General features: G+C 66.8%; 11 protein-coding genes. 8 read left to right on the top strand and 3 right to left on the bottom strand.

Translation table 11 applies throughout. The features are described from left to right. Positions 1 to 6 precede the first annotated feature (6 nt). Entirely contained in the window at positions 7 to 510 is a 504-nt protein-coding gene (locus AC5LXK_RS03055) for a gluconokinase (protein WP_493390259.1), read from the top strand. A 73-nt stretch (positions 511 to 583) separates the two neighbouring features. On the opposite strand, the gene AC5LXK_RS03060 is transcribed toward AC5LXK_RS03055, so the two are convergent. Continuing rightward, a complete protein-coding gene (locus AC5LXK_RS03060) occupies positions 584 to 1,231 on the bottom strand; it encodes a TetR/AcrR family transcriptional regulator (RefSeq protein WP_493390260.1) in 648 nt (215 codons plus the stop codon). Positions 1,232 to 1,507: 276 nt separating this feature from the next. Here AC5LXK_RS03060 and AC5LXK_RS03065 point away from each other — a divergent pair, with 276 nt between their 5' ends. Then, a complete protein-coding gene (locus tag AC5LXK_RS03065; protein ID WP_493390261.1) occupies positions 1,508 to 2,929 on the top strand; it encodes an NAD(P)/FAD-dependent oxidoreductase in 1,422 nt (473 codons plus the stop codon). An 82-nt stretch (positions 2,930 to 3,011) separates the two neighbouring features. Here the strand turns inward: AC5LXK_RS03065 and purB are convergent, their stop codons facing one another. Then, complete coding sequence (gene purB, locus AC5LXK_RS03070) at positions 3,012 to 4,400, bottom strand: adenylosuccinate lyase (RefSeq protein ID WP_493390262.1); 1,389 nt, start codon at positions 4,398 to 4,400, stop codon at positions 3,012 to 3,014. Positions 4,401 to 4,631: 231 nt separating this feature from the next. Here purB and AC5LXK_RS03075 point away from each other — a divergent pair, with 231 nt between their 5' ends. The 6 genes from AC5LXK_RS03075 (at position 4,632) to AC5LXK_RS03100 (ending at position 10,491) form a co-directional block, all read left to right on the top strand. After that, positions 4,632 to 5,585 (top strand): LysR substrate-binding domain-containing protein, encoded by a 954-nt coding sequence (locus AC5LXK_RS03075; RefSeq protein WP_493383430.1) that lies wholly within the window; start codon positions 4,632 to 4,634, stop codon positions 5,583 to 5,585. Positions 5,586 to 5,867: 282 nt separating this feature from the next. Next, positions 5,868 to 7,154 carry a Glu/Leu/Phe/Val family dehydrogenase gene (locus AC5LXK_RS03080; protein WP_175846520.1) on the top strand — a complete coding sequence of 429 codons (1,287 nt, stop codon included), beginning with the start codon at positions 5,868 to 5,870 and terminating at the stop codon, positions 7,152 to 7,154. 219 nt (positions 7,155 to 7,373) lie between these two features. Continuing rightward, entirely contained in the window at positions 7,374 to 8,267 is an 894-nt protein-coding gene (locus tag AC5LXK_RS03085) for a glutamate/aspartate ABC transporter substrate-binding protein (RefSeq protein WP_493390263.1), read from the top strand. A gap of 84 nt (positions 8,268 to 8,351) precedes the next feature. Next, the gene (locus AC5LXK_RS03090) at positions 8,352 to 9,092 is read left to right on the top strand and encodes an amino acid ABC transporter permease (protein ID WP_493390264.1); all 741 of its coding nucleotides are present in this window, start codon (positions 8,352 to 8,354) and stop codon (positions 9,090 to 9,092) included. Beyond that, the gene (gene gltK, locus AC5LXK_RS03095) at positions 9,092 to 9,769 is read left to right on the top strand and encodes a glutamate/aspartate ABC transporter permease GltK (RefSeq protein ID WP_011350948.1); all 678 of its coding nucleotides are present in this window, start codon (positions 9,092 to 9,094) and stop codon (positions 9,767 to 9,769) included. Before AC5LXK_RS03090 ends, gltK begins: the two co-directional genes overlap by 1 nt. Continuing rightward, positions 9,766 to 10,491 (top strand): amino acid ABC transporter ATP-binding protein, encoded by a 726-nt coding sequence (locus AC5LXK_RS03100; RefSeq protein WP_493390265.1) that lies wholly within the window; start codon positions 9,766 to 9,768, stop codon positions 10,489 to 10,491. Before gltK ends, AC5LXK_RS03100 begins: the two co-directional genes overlap by 4 nt. A 92-nt stretch (positions 10,492 to 10,583) precedes the next feature. On the opposite strand, the gene AC5LXK_RS03105 is transcribed toward AC5LXK_RS03100, so the two are convergent. Next, on the bottom strand, positions 10,584 to 15,842 hold the full coding sequence (locus tag AC5LXK_RS03105) for an autotransporter outer membrane beta-barrel domain-containing protein (protein ID WP_493390266.1): 5,259 nt from the start codon (positions 15,840 to 15,842) through the stop codon (positions 10,584 to 10,586). Between the last annotated feature and the right edge of the window lie 102 nt (positions 15,843 to 15,944).

Consider the following 15,944-nt stretch of genomic DNA (forward strand, 5'->3'; position numbering starts at 1 on the left):
TAGTCAATGATTCTGATCGCAATGGGCGTGTCGGGCGCGGGCAAGTCGCTGATCGGCGAAATGCTGGCGGAACGCCTGTCATGCAGCTATACCGACGGCGACGCGTTTCACAGCGCGGCGAACAAGGAAAAGATGCACCAGGGCATTCCGCTGACCGACGACGACCGCTGGCCGTGGCTGCGCACGATCCGCGCGGCCATCGAAGAAAAGCAGCGCGCCGGCGAGACGGCCGTGTTCACGTGCTCGTCGCTGAAGCGGTCGTACCGCGACGTGCTGCGCGGCACCGACACCGACGTGCGGTTCGTGTATCTGAAGGGTTCGTTCGAGGTGTTGCACGAGCGCCTGAAGAGCCGTACCGGTCATTTCTTCGATCCGTCGCTGCTGAAGAGCCAGCTCGACACGCTCGAGGAGCCGGGCCCGGACGAAGCGATCGAGGTCAGCATCGAGCTGACGCCCGAACAGATCGTCGATCAGGTCATGCTGAAGATCGGCACCGCGCAGCAGCACTGAGCGCGGTTCGCGGCAATCGTCATGGAAAAGGCGCCCCTCGGGGCGCCTTTTTCGTTGGCGGCACGTGCGCCGGTCAGGCTGCGTGCGCGCGTTGCGCGATGCCGTCGAGCAGCACGTCGAGCATCGTGTCGTGCACCGTTGCAGGATCGAGTTGCGCATAGAGCGGGGCGGCCGACCTGACGAGCGGATGCTCGGTGGCGGACAGCGCATTCATCTCCGCGAGCTCGACATCGTTCGCGGCGCGCGTGAGGCCGCCGGCTTCGGCGGCGGCGAGGCCGATCACGCTCGCATACCAGCCGACGCATACCGACGGCAGCGCCGCGCGCGGGATGCCGGCGTCGGTCAGCGCGCGATGCACGGCCTCGATATGCGCGAGATCGGCCGGCCCCGTGCTCATGTGCCGCTGCAGCAGCGCGAACGCGGCAGGGTAGCGCAGCGCGAGCGCGCGGTACTGGCGCGCGAGATCGCGCAACCGTTCGCGCCACGGCAGCGACGGGTCGACCGGCACGAGCGAGCGCGACAGCGCGTTCGCGATCGCGCGGCTCAGGCCGTCCTTCGACTTGAAGTGATACAGCACGCTCATCGGATCGCAGCCGACCGACTGCGCGAGCTTGCGCACGCTGAATGCGGCTTCGCCGACGTCTTCGAGCAGCGCGAGGGCGGCCGCGACGATCGCGTCCTTGTCGAGGCCGCGCGGGCCCTGGGCGGGTTTGTCTTTCATCGAGGCGGGCTGGCGAGCCGGCGTGGCGCCGACTGTAAACTTGACGAAAGCTTATTCTACACTGTAGAATTATTTCTGCGGTGTAGAAATTGGGTGTCCCGGCACCTTTCAATACGTGCTTTCGCACAGTCCGGGATCCAGGCGGCACGAGCGTGCCGCCGTCAACACGGGCCATTGCGCCCCTTCTTCACGTTGACACCCATGTGGAACCGGCTGCCCCACCCGCGAAGCCAGAAGGCTCTTCGACAGGCGGCCCAAGACCATGCAAGTGCAATCATGACTTCCAACAACAAACCCCTGATCCAGGGCGAATCGCGTTTCGAACCCACGCAACTGAACATCGAAAAAGACAACTGGAACTGGTGCGACCCGGCCCGCTACGACGGCGAGCGCCCGGCCAACTGGTACGAGGCGTCGCTGTCGCGTCACGAAAACAGCACGCCGCTCGCGCACGACGCCGTCTGCGACGTGCTCGTGATCGGCGCGGGCCTGCTTGGCGCATCGGCCGCGCTGCATCTCGCGGAAGCAGGCGTCGACACGATCCTCGTCGACAAGCATCACGTCGGCTCGGCTGCATCGGGCCGCAACGGCGGGCAACTGACGCCCGGCCTCGCGCGCTGGGAAGCCGCCGACATGATCGACCACCTGTCGCACGACGACGCGAAGCGGCTGTGGCGCTTCGCATCGGCCGAGTCGATGGACCTGATCGACGCGATCGGCGCGCGTTACGCGCTCGAGCTCGACCGCAAACGCGGCCACGTGACGGCGGCCGTTCATCCGGGCCACATGAGCGCGCTGCTCGACGGCGCGGATGCGCGCCGCCATCTCGGCGACGCGGGCGTGACGCTCGTCGGCCGCCACCAGCTTCATGACGAGTACGTGCGCTCGGGGCTGTACCACGGCGCGGCGATCGACGCGATCGGCGGCCAGATCCATCCGCTCGCGCTGGTGCGCGGCCTCGTGCACGGCTTCCGGCTGAACGGCGGCGCGCTGGTCGAGGGCACCGAGGTGCTCGAGCTCGACGAAACGCCGGCGGGTGTCGTCGCGACGACGCCGGGCGGCACGATCACCGCGCGCAAGGGCATCGTGCTCGCGCTGCACAACACGACGTTCCGGCTGCTTGACGACGGCGCGGCGACCACGGTGCCGTTCTTCACGTACGTGAGCGTGACGGCGCCGCTCGACGTCGATGTCGCGACGCTGATGCCGGCCGGGATGCCCGTGTACGACACGCAGTTCCAGATCGACTACTACCGGCCGGTCCGCGGCAACCGCCTGCTGTTCGGCGGGCAGGGCACCGGCAGCTGCTGGGCGCAGCCCGACGTCAACGCGTATCTGCTGACGCGACTGAACACGGTGTTTCCGCAGGTCGACGGCAGCTTCGCGCTCGACTACTGCTGGAGCGGCGTCAGCGACTTCACGCTGAACGGCGCCACCGACAGCCGCAAGACCGACGGCCGGGTGCCGATGTACATGGTGCAGGGCTGGAGCGGCCACGGCGTCGCGCAGACGGTGCGGATCGGCAAGGCGATCTGCGACGATTTCGTCGGCAGCAATGACGATTTCTCGATGCTCACGGGCATCGACCATCGCGCGATTCCGCTCGGCCGCCAGCTGTCGCCGATCGCGATCCCGGCCGCGAAGGCGGCGATGAGCGTGATGAGCGCGCTCAACCCGGGGCGGATGATTTCGTTCTGACCGGTTGCGGCCTGCGGCAGGCGACAAAAAAGCCCGATGCGATTGCTCGCATCGGGCTTTTTCACGTCCGGCGACAGCGGCGTTATGCGATCCGCTTCGCGAGTTCGACGGCCTTGCCGATGTACGACGCGGGCGTCATCGCGAGCAGGAGATCCTTCGCATCCTGCGGGATCGCGAGCGTGCCGACGAATTCCCGCAGCGCTTCGCGCGTGATGCCCTTGCCGCGCGTCAGTTCCTTCAGCTGCTCGTACGGGTTCTCGATGCCGTAGCGGCGCATCACCGTCTGCACCGGCTCGGCCAGCACTTCCCAGCAGTTGTCGAGATCTTCGTTCAGGCGCTGCGGGTTCACTTCGAGCTTGTCGAGGCCGCGGATCAGCGAGTCGTACGCGAGCAGCGAGTAGCCGAGCGCGACGCCCATGTTGCGCAGCACCGTCGAATCGGTCAGGTCGCGCTGCCAGCGCGACACCGGCAGCTTGTCGGAGAGGTGGCGCAGCGTCGCGTTCGCGAGGCCGAGGTTGCCTTCCGAGTTCTCGAAGTCGATCGGGTTGACCTTGTGCGGCATCGTCGACGAACCGATTTCACCGGCCTTCGTCTTCTGCTTGAAGTAGCCGACCGAGATGTAGCCCCACACGTCGCGGTCGAGGTCGAGCAGGATCGTGTTCGCGCGCGCCACGGCGTCGAACAGCTCGGCCATGTAGTCGTGCGGCTCGATCTGGATCGTGTACGGGTTGAACGTGAGCTTCAGGCGGTTTTCGATCACGTCGCGCGAGAACGCTTCCCAGTCGAATTCCGGGTACGCGGACAGGTGCGCGTTGAAGTTGCCGACCGCGCCGTTCATCTTGCCGAGGATCTCGACCTTCTCGATGCGGGTGATCGCACGCGCGAGACGCGCGGCGACGTTCGCGATTTCCTTGCCGAGCGTCGTCGGGCTGGCCGGCTGGCCGTGCGTGCGCGACAGCATCGGCTGCTCGGCGTGCGCGTGCGCGAGTGCGACGAGGCGCTGGTAGACCGTGCGCAGTGCGGGCAGGATCACGTGTTCGCGCGCGCCGGCGAGCATCATCCCGTGCGACGTGTTGTTGATGTCCTCGGACGTGCACGCGAAGTGGATGAATTCGCTTGCCTTCTCGAGTTCGGCCTGGCCCTTCACCGATTCCTTCAGCCAGTATTCGACGGCCTTCACGTCGTGGTTCGTCACGCGCTCGATTTCCTTGATGCGGGCGGCGTCGTGCGCGGTGAAGCGCTCGGCGAGCTGCAGCAGGAATTGTTCGGATGCGTCGGAGAAGCGCGGGACTTCAGCGAAGCCGGCGCGCGACAGCGCGATCAGCCAGTGCACCTCGACGGTGACGCGGTGGCGCATGAAGGCGGCTTCGGAGAGCCAGTCTCGCAGCGCTTCGGTCTTGCTGGCGTAGCGGCCGTCGATGGGCGAGAGCGCGGTGAGGGCGAAAAGCGTATCGGGACGAGTGTCGGACATGATCGGGCGGGCCTTGGGGCCGGGTCGAGCGAGGGGAGGGAGAATCCGCCATTTTACCATCGGCGCGGGACGATCCCGGGTACGGGCGGCCGGCAGCCTGCACCGCCCGCCGACGCGGCGCCGGCACGGCTTCGCAGCGGGCCGCCGGGCCGTGCATGCCGCCGCCGGCCGGGCCCGCCCGCCGGTAGAATGCAGGCTTCTTCCCGACCGCCGCCCGCCGCGCCCGCCTGCATGGAACTGAAATGGCTCGAAGATTTCGTCTCGCTCGCGGAAACGCGCAGCTTTAGCCGGTCCGCCGAGCTGCGGCACGTGTCGCAGCCGGCGTTTTCGCGGCGGATCCAGGCGCTCGAGGCGTGGCTCGCGACCGAACTGATCGATCGTTCGGTCTATCCGACGCGGCTCACGCAGGCCGGCCAGATCTTCTACGAGCAGGCGCTGACGATGCTGTCGCAGGCGCACGAGGCGCGCACGCTGCTGCGCGGCCACGTCGGCGCGCCGGTGCCGACGATCGAGTTCGCGGTGCCGCACACGCTGTCGCTCACGTATTTCCCGCGCTGGCTGCAGCGGATCGAGGCGAAGATGGGCCCGGTCCACACGCGGCTGCGCGCGCTGAACGTGCACGATGCGGTGCTGTCGCTCGTCGAGGGCGGCTGCGATCTCGTGATGGGCTACCACCACCCGAGCCATCCGGTCGCGCTCGACCCTGCACGCTACGACATGCTGATCCTCGGCAGCGAGCCGATCAGCCCGTTCTCGGCGCCCGGCCGAGCGGGCCGGCCGCGCTACACGCTGCCGGGCGCAGCCGACGCGCGTGTGCCGTACCTGTCGTATACGCCGAACGCGTATCTCGGCCGGATGACCGAAGTCATCATCGCGAACGCGCCGACCCGGCTGTTCCTCGATCGCGTCTACGAAACCGACATGGCCGAAGGGCTGAAGGCGATGGCGCTCGCGGGCCACGGCGTCGCGTTCCTGCCGCACAGCGCGGTCGAGGACGCGGTCGCGGGCGGCCGGCTGATCCGGCTCGACCGGTCGGCGCGCGGCGCCGCGCATCCGTTCACGCTGACCATGGAGATCCGGCTGTACTGCGACAAGCTCGCGCTGCAGGGCGACGATCCGCGGCAGAAGCTCGTGCGTGCGCTGTGGGACGTCGTGCGCGACGAACTGCGCGACCCCGCGAATTAACCGCCGGCGGTTAATTTTCCGCAGCCGGCCGGGCCCGGCCGGCTGACGACGGCCTTGCAGTGCCTGTCGGACGGCTGTCCGGCGGCCGGCCCGCGCACATGAGATCCGTTTTTTCGCGGACGCGATGCACGGTCGATCGCGGGCGTTCTTGCGCAAATCGACCGCAGATTTGCGAAAAATCGCGATCATGCAAGAAACGCATAATCGAATAAGCAAACGGCATTGGATAAAAAAAACGGGTTTTTCGACAATGTGCGCACTTCGTTGAACGTTGGAGCATCCATGTCTTCGCAACAGCAGTCCATCCCGTCCTACCTGCACGCCGACGATCTCGGCCCGTGGGGCAACTACCTTCAGCAGGTCGATCGCGTCGCGCCGTACCTCGGTTCGCTGTCGCGCTGGCTCGAAACGCTGAAGCGTCCGAAGCGCATCCTGATCGTCGACTGCCCCATCGAGCTCGACAACGGCACCGTCGCGCACTTCGAGGGCTATCGCGTGCAGCACAACGTGTCGCGCGGCCCGGGCAAGGGCGGCGTGCGCTACCACCAGGACGTGACGCTGTCGGAAGTGATGGCGCTGTCCGCATGGATGTCCGTGAAGAACGCAGCAGTGAACGTGCCGTACGGCGGTGCGAAGGGCGGCATCCGCGTCGACCCGCGCAAGCTGTCGCGCGGTGAGCTCGAGCGCGTGACGCGCCGCTACACCAGCGAAATCGGCATCATCATCGGCCCGAACACCGACATTCCGGCGCCGGACGTCAACACCAACGAACAGGTGATGGCGTGGATGATGGACACGTACTCGATGAACCAGGGCCAGACGTCGACCGGCGTTGTGACCGGCAAGCCGATCGCGCTCGGCGGTTCGCTCGGCCGCAAGGAAGCAACGGGCCGCGGCGTGTTCGTCGTCGGCTCCGAAGCGGCGAAGAAGAAGGGCCTGGAAATCGAAGGCGCGCGCATCGCGGTGCAGGGCTTCGGCAACGTCGGCGGCATCGCGGCGAAGCTGTTCCAGGAAGCGGGTGCGAAGGTGATCGCGGTGCAGGATCACACGGGCACGATCTACCAGCCGGCCGGCCTCGATTCGAACCAGCTGCTCGACCACGTTGCACGTACGGGCGGCGTCGCGGGTTTCGAAGGTGCCGAGCCGATGCCGAATGACGAGTTCTGGACGGTCGAGACCGACATCCTGATCCCGGCGGCACTGGAAAACCAGATCACCGAGAAGAACGCAGCGAAGATCCGCACGAAGATCATCGTCGAAGGCGCGAACGGCCCGACGACGACGGCGGCGGACGACATCCTGAGCGCGAACGGCGTGCTCGTGATCCCGGACGTGATCGCGAACGCAGGTGGCGTGACCGTGTCGTACTTCGAGTGGGTGCAGGATTTCTCGAGCTTCTTCTGGACGGAAGACGAGATCAACCATCGTCTCGAGCGCGTGATGCGCGAAGCGTTCGCCGGCGTGTGGGCAGTCTCGGAAGAGCACAAGGTGACGGTGCGTACCGCGGCGTTCATCGTCGCGTGCAAGCGCATCCTGATGGCGCGCGAAATGCGCGGCCTCTACCCCTGATCGTTGACTATGATCAATTCATGACGCAATCCACCCGATTGCGGATATGAACCCTCGCGGGCGGTGCCGGATCCGGCATCGCCCGCGCGCGCATTCGGGGCGCCCGGAGTCGAGAGGAAGGCTTCATGCAGGGCGATTCGTCATGCGGTAAACAACCAGTACTTTCAAAAATATTACTTTGATACACTGGCGCGGGTTTTAGCCAAGGAGATGACCAAAATGAAATACCACAAGGCAGTCCTGATGGTCGCGGCGCTTTGCGCGTTCGCAAGCGGCGCGCATGCTCAGGAGACGGGCACGCTGAAGAAGATCAAGGACACGGGCGTGATCGCGCTGGGCCACCGCGAATCGTCGATTCCGTTCTCCTACTATGACGAAAAGCAGCAGGTGGTCGGCTATTCGCGCGAATTCCAGATGAAGGTGGTCGACGCGGTCAAGAAGAAGCTGAACCTGCCGAACCTGCAGGTGAAGAACATCCCCGTCACGTCGCAAAACCGCATTCCGCTGGTGCAGAACGGCACGGTCGACATCGAGTGCGGCTCGACGACCAACAACGCCGAGCGCCAGCAGCAGGCTGCGTTCTCCGACACGATCTTCGTGATCGGCACGCGCCTGATGACGAAGAAGGATTCGGGCGTCAAGGATTTCGCCGACCTCAAGGGCAAGACGGTCGTGACGACTGCCGGCACGACGTCCGAGCGCCTGCTTCGCAAGATGAACAACGAGAAGCAGATGGGCATGAACATCATCAGCGCGAAGGATCACGGCGATTCGTTCAACACGCTGGAATCGGGCCGCGCGGTCGCGTTCATGATGGATGACGCGCTGCTCGCGGGCGAGCGCGCGAAGGCGAAGCAGCCGGGCGAATGGGTGATCGTCGGCACGCCGCAATCGGAAGAGGCTTACGGCTGCATGATGCGCAAGGGCGACGCCGACTTCAAGAAGGTCGTCGACGACGCGATCTCGCAAGTCGAGAAGTCGGGCGAAGCCGCGAAGATCTACGCGAAGTGGTTCGAGAACCCGATCCCGCCGAAGGGGCTGAACCTGAACTTCCCGCTGTCCGAATCGATGAAGAAGCTGTACGCGAACCCGAACGACAAGGCGCTCGACTGACCAAACGGCCGTTGATGCAGAAATGACGCTAATGAGACGGAAGAGGCCACGCTTCTTCCGTCTCTTTTTGCTGGAGTCTTGCCCATGTCTTACCACTGGAACTGGGGCATCTTCCTGAGCCCCGTGTCGACCGGCGAGCCGACGACTTATTTCGGATGGCTGATGTCCGGCTTCTGGGTGACGATCGAAGTGTCGCTCGCTGCCTGGGTCATCGCGCTGATCGTCGGATCGCTGTTCGGCGTGCTGCGCACCGTGCCGAACAAATGGCTGTCCGCGCTCGGCACCCTGTACGTGTCGATCTTCCGGAACATTCCGCTGATCGTGCAGTTTTTCGTCTGGTATCTCGTGATACCCGAGCTGCTGCCCGCATCGATCGGCACCTGGATCAAGCAGTTGCCGCCGACCACGCAGTTCTTCACCGCGTCGATCATCTGTCTCGGCCTGTTCACGGGCGCGCGCGTGTGCGAACAGGTGCGCTCGGGGATCAACGCGCTGCCGAAGGGCCAGCGCGCGGCCGGCCTCGCGATGGGCTTCACGCAATGGCAGACGTACCGCTACGTGCTGCTGCCCGTTGCGTACCGGATCATCGTGCCGCCGCTCACGTCGGAATTCCTGAACATCTTCAAGAATTCCGCCGTCGCGTCGACGATCGGCCTGCTCGACCTGTCGGCGCAGGCGCGCCAGCTCGTCGACTACACCGCGCAGACCTATGAGTCGTTCATCGCGGTGACGCTCGCGTACGTGCTGATCAACCTCGTCGTGATGTCGTTCATGCGCTGGATCGAAGGCCGCACGCGGCTGCCCGGCTATATCGGAGGCAAGTGATGCATCAGTTCGACTGGAGTAGTATTCCCGGCGCGCTGCCGACGCTGTGGACGGGGGCGGTCGTCACGTTCCAGATCACGCTGATCGCAATCGTGGTCGGGATCGTCTGGGGCACGCTGCTCGCGCTGATGCGGCTGTCGGGCGTCAAGCCGCTCGCGTGGTTCGCGCAGGGCTACGTGACGGTGTTCCGCTCGATCCCGCTCGTGATGGTGCTGCTGTGGTTCTTCCTGATCGTGCCGCAGCTGCTGCAGGGCGTGCTCGGGCTGTCGCCGACGATCGACATCCGCCTCGCATCGGCGATGGTCGCGTTCTCGCTGTTCGAAGCCGCGTATTATTCCGAGATCATCCGCGCCGGCATCCAGGCGGTGCCGCGCGGGCAGGCGAACGCCGCGTTCGCGCTCGGCATGAACTACGCGCAGGCGATGCGCCTCGTGATCCTGCCGCAGGCGTTCCGGGCGATGGTGCCGCTGCTGCTCACGCAGGCGATCGTCCTGTTCCAGGATACGTCGCTCGTGTACGTGATCAGTCTCGCGGACTTCTTCCGCACGGCGGCCAACATCGGCGATCGCGACGGCACGACCGTCGAGATGGTCCTGTTCGCCGGCGCATGCTATTTCGTGATTTGCTCGTTGGCGTCTGCTCTCGTCAAGGGTCTCCAGAAAAAGGTCACAAGATGATTTCCATCAAGAACGTTTCGAAGTGGTATGGCCAGTTTCAGGTCCTCACCGAATGCACGACCGAGGTCAAGAAGGGTGAAGTGGTCGTCGTGTGCGGTCCGTCGGGCTCGGGCAAGTCGACGCTGATCAAGACCGTGAACGGCCTCGAGCCGTTCCAGCAGGGCGAGATCCTCGTGAACGGCCAGTCGGTCGGCGACAAGAAGACGAACCTGTCGAAGCTGCGCTCGAAGGTCGGGATGGTGTTCCAGCATTTCGAGCTGTTCCCGCACCTGTCGATCACCGAGAACCTGACGCTCGCGCAGGTCAAGGTGCTCGGCCGCAGCAAGGACGAGGCGAACGAGAAGGGCATGAAACTGCTCGATCGCGTCGGCCTGAAGGCGCATGCGCACAAGTTTCCGGGCCAGTTGTCGGGCGGCCAGCAGCAGCGTGTCGCGATTGCGCGCGCGCTGTCGATGGATCCGATCGCGATGCTGTTCGACGAACCGACCTCCGCGCTCGATCCCGAGATGATCAACGAAGTGCTCGACGTGATGGTCGAACTCGCGCAGGAAGGGATGACGATGATGGTCGTCACGCACGAGATGGGCTTCGCGAAGAAGGTCGCGCATCGCGTGATCTTCATGGACAAGGGCGCGATCGTCGAGGACGACCGCAAGGACGATTTCTTCTCGAATCCGAAATCGGAACGCGCGAAGGACTTCCTCGCGAAGATCCTGCACTGAGCGTTCGCGCGTGTTGCACGCGCCCATGCGAAAACCGCCCGGCTGATGCCGGGCGGTTTTTTTTCGCCTGCCGTTGCGTGCGTGAGCGCGCGTTACCAGCTGTACCGGTAGCCGACCTGCCCGACGACGCCACGCCGGTAGTCGCCGCCGATGTTGCGCGCGATCTTCGCGTTCGCGTACAGCTCGCCCGACTTGCCGAAGCCCGCGGTCACGCCGACGCCGAGCTCGTACCAGGTGCGGCCGAGATGCGTCGCGAACGGCGTGCCGCCGACGACGGTCTGCCCCGGCGACAGGAAGTCGTGCAGCACGTCGGCCGTGAAGTACGGGGTCGCGGCGCCGCTGCCCGCATCCGACTGGAGGTTCGGCCGGAAGATGCGCACGCCGACGCGGCCGCGCAGCGCGTTCGTCGTCGTGCCCGAGACTGCCGACACGTTGTCGTTGAACCCGTTGAGCTTCAGGTACTGGTACATCAGTTGCGCCTGCGGCTCGACCGCGACCGGCAGGCTGCCGATCGCGAACGGCTTGCCGACTTCCTGCGACAGCGCGACGCCGAAGCCGTTCTGCGACGCCTCGTTGCCGTAGCTGTCGCGATAGCGGTTGCCGTAGTGCGTGACCTGCCCGACGCTGTCGAAGTAGGTGCCGTCGGACAGGTAGCGCGTCCAGTAGCCGCCGACGCTCTGCGCGTGCATCTCGACCGAGCCGGTCGACGTCGACAGGCCGGGCGAGCCGGCGCGTGCCATGTCGCTGAAGCTCGCATTCGACACGCCGATGCTGGCCGTCACGCCCGCATGCGTGCTGCCGGCGCCGTTCGGCGCCTGGTCGAGCGTCCAGTCCTTGCCGAACTGCGCGAAGAACGTGCGTTCGTCGGCCGAGAAGCGGCCCGCGTTCGCATCGAGGCTCTGGCCGCCGATACGCCCCCACACGCCGTCGCGGTTGCCGGGCTGCTGCTTCTCGAGGTTGTAGATGTCGCCGACACGCTCGTGCAGCTTGCCGAGCGTCGAGAAGCCGTAGTCGACGTTCAGCAGCGGCGTCAGCGCATAGCCTGCGACACCCGGGCGATAGGCGAGCGTGCCGCCGCCATTTCCGTTGTTGCCGCCGTCGCCGTCGCCGGACGGGTGGATCGGATCGCCGGGGTCGGTCTGGTCGAGCTGCGAGCGCAGGTACCAGCCGCTGGCGTCGCTTTGGCCGCCGCGATAGAGCCGGTATTCGTATGCGCCGGCCTGCACCGGGCCCGCGAGCTGGAACGCCGATGCGGTGGTCGTGCCGCCGTTGGCCGTGACGACCACGGGGATCCCGTCGCCGGTCGTCTGCGCGCCGGTGCCGGCCGTGTTGGCGATCTTCAGGCCGGTCGTGCCGCTCGCGGTGCCGCCGTTCACGATCAGCCGGTCGGTCGGCGACGCGTCGGCGCCGAGGTACGTATTCAGCGCGATCGTGCCGCCGTTACCGACGTAGCTGCCGGTCGTCAGTGTCTTGTAGCTGCCGGTGAGCGTCGGCGAGCCGGTCGGCGCGGCGAATGCGACGAGGCCCGCGTTGTTCAGGCTGCTCAGGACCGAGCTGCCCGTCATGCGCCACGTGCTCGTGCCGTCGATGGTCAGCGCGACCGGGTCGATCCTGCCGGTCAGCGTCGTGCCGTTCGCGAGGAACACGTTGCCGGTGCTCGATGCGTCGGAGACGATGTCGCCAGCAAGGTTCACCGCCGATGCGCCGAACGTCACGTTGCTGCCGTTCGCGAGGTTCAGCAGCGTGCCGTTGCCGGCCGTGACGACCGTGCCGTTGCGCACCGCGATGTCGGCCGTGCCGCCGCTTGCCGCGAAGGCCGGCCCGGCGACGGACGTCACGCTGCCGCCGTCGACGAGCACGGAGCTCGTCGCGCCGCTCGCGAGCGTGTCGGACGTCAGCACGCCGGCCGTCGCGCCCTTGAGCGTCGTGCCGGTCAACGCGAGCATGCCGCCGCCGTTCGCGGTTGCGCCGTTGCCGGCCGCGCTGGCGATCGACGAACCCGTATCGGCGACGCGGCCGCCGTTCTGCGCGACGACGCCATCGGCCGCACTGCCCGACGCGGTGAGCGTCGCGCCCGACAGCAGCGCCGTTGCACCGTTGTCCATGACGACCGCATGCGCGCCCGTGCCGGTCGTCGCGACGGTCGTGCCGTTGGCCGCGAGCGTCGCATCCGCGCCCGATACGTACAGGCCGAGCGCGTTGGCGCCGGCGGTACGGACGACCGTCGCCGCGTCGGTTGCGATGCGTGCGCCCGCGCCGGTCGACGTGAGGCCGGCGCCGCCGTTGCCGGTCGTGGCGATCTGCGTGCCGGACAGCGCGATCGTGGTATTCGCGCCGAGGTTGTGGATCCCGCTGCCCGATCCGCCGACCGCGATCGACGTCGCGCCGGCCGCGATGCCGCCGCCGGTGACGGTCGAATCGATCAGCACGCCGTCGGCGCTGCCGTTCGCGATCACGGTGCCGGCGCCCGACAGCGCGACCGATGCCCCGGCGCCCGTCAGGTGCACACCCGCGATGCCGTCGTCGGCTTCGATCGAACCGGCGTTGGCGAGCGTGGCCGACGCACCCTGCACGAGTGCGCCGGTGCCGTTCGAGACGCGGATCGCCGATGCGTTGTTCACCGTGCCTTGCGTGCCGACGACGACGCCCGTCGAGCCGGCGCCGGTCAACAGCACCGTGTCGCGGTTCTCGAGCGTGCCGAGGTTTTGCGCGACGAAACCCGTCACGCCGGCGGTCGACGACGTGACGGCGGCGTCGTTGGTCAGCGTCGTCGCGACCGGCGCACCGGCATTCGCGCCGGTCAGGTCGTGCGCCTGGCCGTCGACGACGCCCGCGGTCGCGCCGGCCGCGTTCAGGTTGATCGTCGCGCCCGCGTCGATCGTGCCTGTAGCGCCGCCTTCGACCGCGATCGCGATGCCGTTCGCGCCGTTGACGTTGTAGATCGCGTTGCCGGTCGACAGCGTCGTGCCGGCGTCGGTCGCGAGCACGCCGCGCGCACGCTGGCCGTTGACGTCGGTCGTCAGTGCACCGGCCGTCGACGCGCCCGTGTAGGCCGCGCCGCCAGCAACGCGGAACAGGGTCGAGTCGTCGGTGTCGACGCTGAGGTGCTGCGCGGCGACGTTGATCTTCGAGCCGGTGCCGTATGCATAGAAGCCGATCTGGTTCGTACCGGACATGAAGGCGGGCACCGCGTTGGCGCCCACGTCGATCGTCGCGCCCGAGCGCGCGTGCACGCCGATCGCGCCGGTGCCCGTCAGGTTGAGCGCGCCATCGAGCGTGGCCTTCGCGAGCGGCCCTTCGGCCCAGACGCCATAGTTGCGTGTGCCCGAAGCGGGATCGAGGCCGCCGGCCACATTGATCGTGCCGGTCGACGTCGCGGCCGTCGCAGTCGTGCCGGTTCCGACGACCATGATGCCGATGCCGTTTACGCCGTTCAGCGTGATCGTGCCGGTGTTGGTCACGGTCGCGGCGGTATCGGCCGCGAGCATGCCGACGTTGGCGAGCGGCGTGCCGGGTGCCGCGCCGTTGACGACGATCGAACCCGCGTTGGTCAGCGAGCCGGAGGTCGAGCCGATGCTCGCCATCGCGGCGCCGTTCTGCGTCTGCGAGCCGATCACGATCGTGCCGAGGTTGCTCGCGGTGCCCGATGCGCCGAGCAGGATCCCGTACGCGTGCGCGGACAGCGCGACGTCGTTCGTCGCTCCGCCGGGTGCGTACTGTGCCGAACGGCCGAGATAGATCGTGCCGCCGGCTGCGTTCGTGAAGCTGCCGCCGTCGACGAGGCCGCCGATCACCTGGCTGTCGAGCGTCGTCGCGTTGACGCCGACGTTGATCGTGCCGGCGTTCGACGCTGTCGCGCCGCCCGTCGCGGCCACTGCGTAGTTCTGCAGGGCCGGCTCGTTGCCGTCGAGGGTCCATGCGCCGACGTTCATCACGCCGTTGTTGATGAACGTCGTGCCCGTGCCGTTCGCATACACGCCGTTGCCTTCCGTGTACGCGTTGTAGTTGAAGTTGTTCGGCGGCGTGCTGCCGCCCGTATCGAAGTCGTCGCCGGACGCGTATCCGGACGAGATCGTGCCGTTGTTGACGCCGCTTGCACCGCTCAGCAGGCGCACCAGCGTGAAGTCACCGGACAGGCGACCGTCGTTGATGAAGTGCGCGCCGTTCTCGGCGAGGACGGCCGAGCTCGAGTCGATCGTGCTGACGCCGCGGAAGTCGATCTGGCCGTCCTGGCCGATATGCAGCGTCGCATTCGCGCCGGTGCCGTGCATCACCGACAGGTGATCGATCGGCAGCGTGTTCTTGTCGCCTGCGGACACGGTGTTCTGATACTGGAAGCTTTCCTGCGAGAACGTGACGGCCTGGCTGAACGCGCTGTCGTAGGCGGCCTGCGAGCCGAGTGCGCCGCTTTGCACCGAGCGCACGAGAAAGTCGTTGTACGCGGCGAGCGATGCGGCGTCGGTGACCTTCCACGTGCTGCCGTCGAACGCGGTGAAGGTGCCGGCGTAGGCCGGCACGTCGAGCTGGCGGTTGCCGACGGCGCCGCCGTCCGCGAGATAGTCGCCGGTCGTAAACCGGATCTGGTTGCGCGAATTCCAGTTGATGGTGCTTGGCGCAGCGCCCGTGCCGTCCGCGAAGGTCAGGTCGGTCTGCTTCGCGGCCATCGAGATCGCGTTGCCGGCTGCATCGGGTGCGTTCGCCGCATTGCCGATCGATACGTTGAGCGTCCCGCCGGTGGCGGCGACGGTACCGATGCGCGTGTTCACGTACTGATCGCCGTTCACGTCGTGGTAGACGGGCACCTCGGTCGCGCCGGCCGTCGACGCGGTGAACGCGGACGAGTCGTAGGTCGCGACCGACGTGCGGGTGCCCGTGATCGCGTCGGGCGTGCTGACGCTCTGCGTCTTGCCGCCGAGCGACAGCAGCGGCTGGTTCGGGTTGCCCGACACGACGGTCGTGCTCCCGATCGGCGTGAGCGTGTAGCCCGGGTCACCGCCGGCGCCGGTCCAGGCGCCCGACACGCCGACGGTGTCGCCGCCCGACACGGTCGCGGCGCCGGCCAGATTGTCGTTGGCGGTCGGGCTGAAACTGCCGGGCGCGCAGGTGCCGCCGCTCGCGACTGCGGCGCCGTTGCCGCAGGTTGATGCCTGTGCGACGCCGGCCGACAGGGCGGCGAGTGCGACACCGAATGCGGCGAGCTGCAGTGGCGCACGGCGAACGGTCCGGTGCGCGACATCGCGGCTCGTACCCGATTCGCTGCCCGAGCGTTTGCCGCGCGCCCGTGCCGTTTCCGCAACCGCGACCCAGCAGCCGGCGGCTTCGCTCCATATCGATCGAAATGAGTGATTCACGACATACCCCTCTTTCTTCTTTTTGAAGTGGCATTCGCCGCCATTCGGCGAATTCGCATTCCGCGGTGGGGAAATAAATCGACTGGGCGTGCGACGGCTATG

The sequence above is a fragment of the Burkholderia pulmonis genome (assembly GCF_984667975.1).

What these genes read in the sequence shown, in the direction of transcription:
- AC5LXK_RS03055 (WP_493390259.1), top strand. Translation starts at nt 7, where the DNA reads ATGATTCTGATCGCAATGGGCGTGTCGGGCGCGGGCAAGTCGCTGATC.
- AC5LXK_RS03060 (WP_493390260.1), bottom strand. Translation starts at nt 1,231, where the DNA reads ATGAAAGACAAACCCGCCCAGGGCCCGCGCGGCCTCGACAAGGACGCG.
- AC5LXK_RS03065 (WP_493390261.1), top strand. Translation starts at nt 1,508, where the DNA reads ATGACTTCCAACAACAAACCCCTGATCCAGGGCGAATCGCGTTTCGAA.
- purB (WP_493390262.1), bottom strand. Translation starts at nt 4,400, where the DNA reads ATGTCCGACACTCGTCCCGATACGCTTTTCGCCCTCACCGCGCTCTCG.
- AC5LXK_RS03075 (WP_493383430.1), top strand. Translation starts at nt 4,632, where the DNA reads ATGGAACTGAAATGGCTCGAAGATTTCGTCTCGCTCGCGGAAACGCGC.
- AC5LXK_RS03080 (WP_175846520.1), top strand. Translation starts at nt 5,868, where the DNA reads ATGTCTTCGCAACAGCAGTCCATCCCGTCCTACCTGCACGCCGACGAT.
- AC5LXK_RS03085 (WP_493390263.1), top strand. Translation starts at nt 7,374, where the DNA reads ATGAAATACCACAAGGCAGTCCTGATGGTCGCGGCGCTTTGCGCGTTC.
- AC5LXK_RS03090 (WP_493390264.1), top strand. Translation starts at nt 8,352, where the DNA reads ATGTCTTACCACTGGAACTGGGGCATCTTCCTGAGCCCCGTGTCGACC.
- gltK (WP_011350948.1), top strand. Translation starts at nt 9,092, where the DNA reads ATGCATCAGTTCGACTGGAGTAGTATTCCCGGCGCGCTGCCGACGCTG.
- AC5LXK_RS03100 (WP_493390265.1), top strand. Translation starts at nt 9,766, where the DNA reads ATGATTTCCATCAAGAACGTTTCGAAGTGGTATGGCCAGTTTCAGGTC.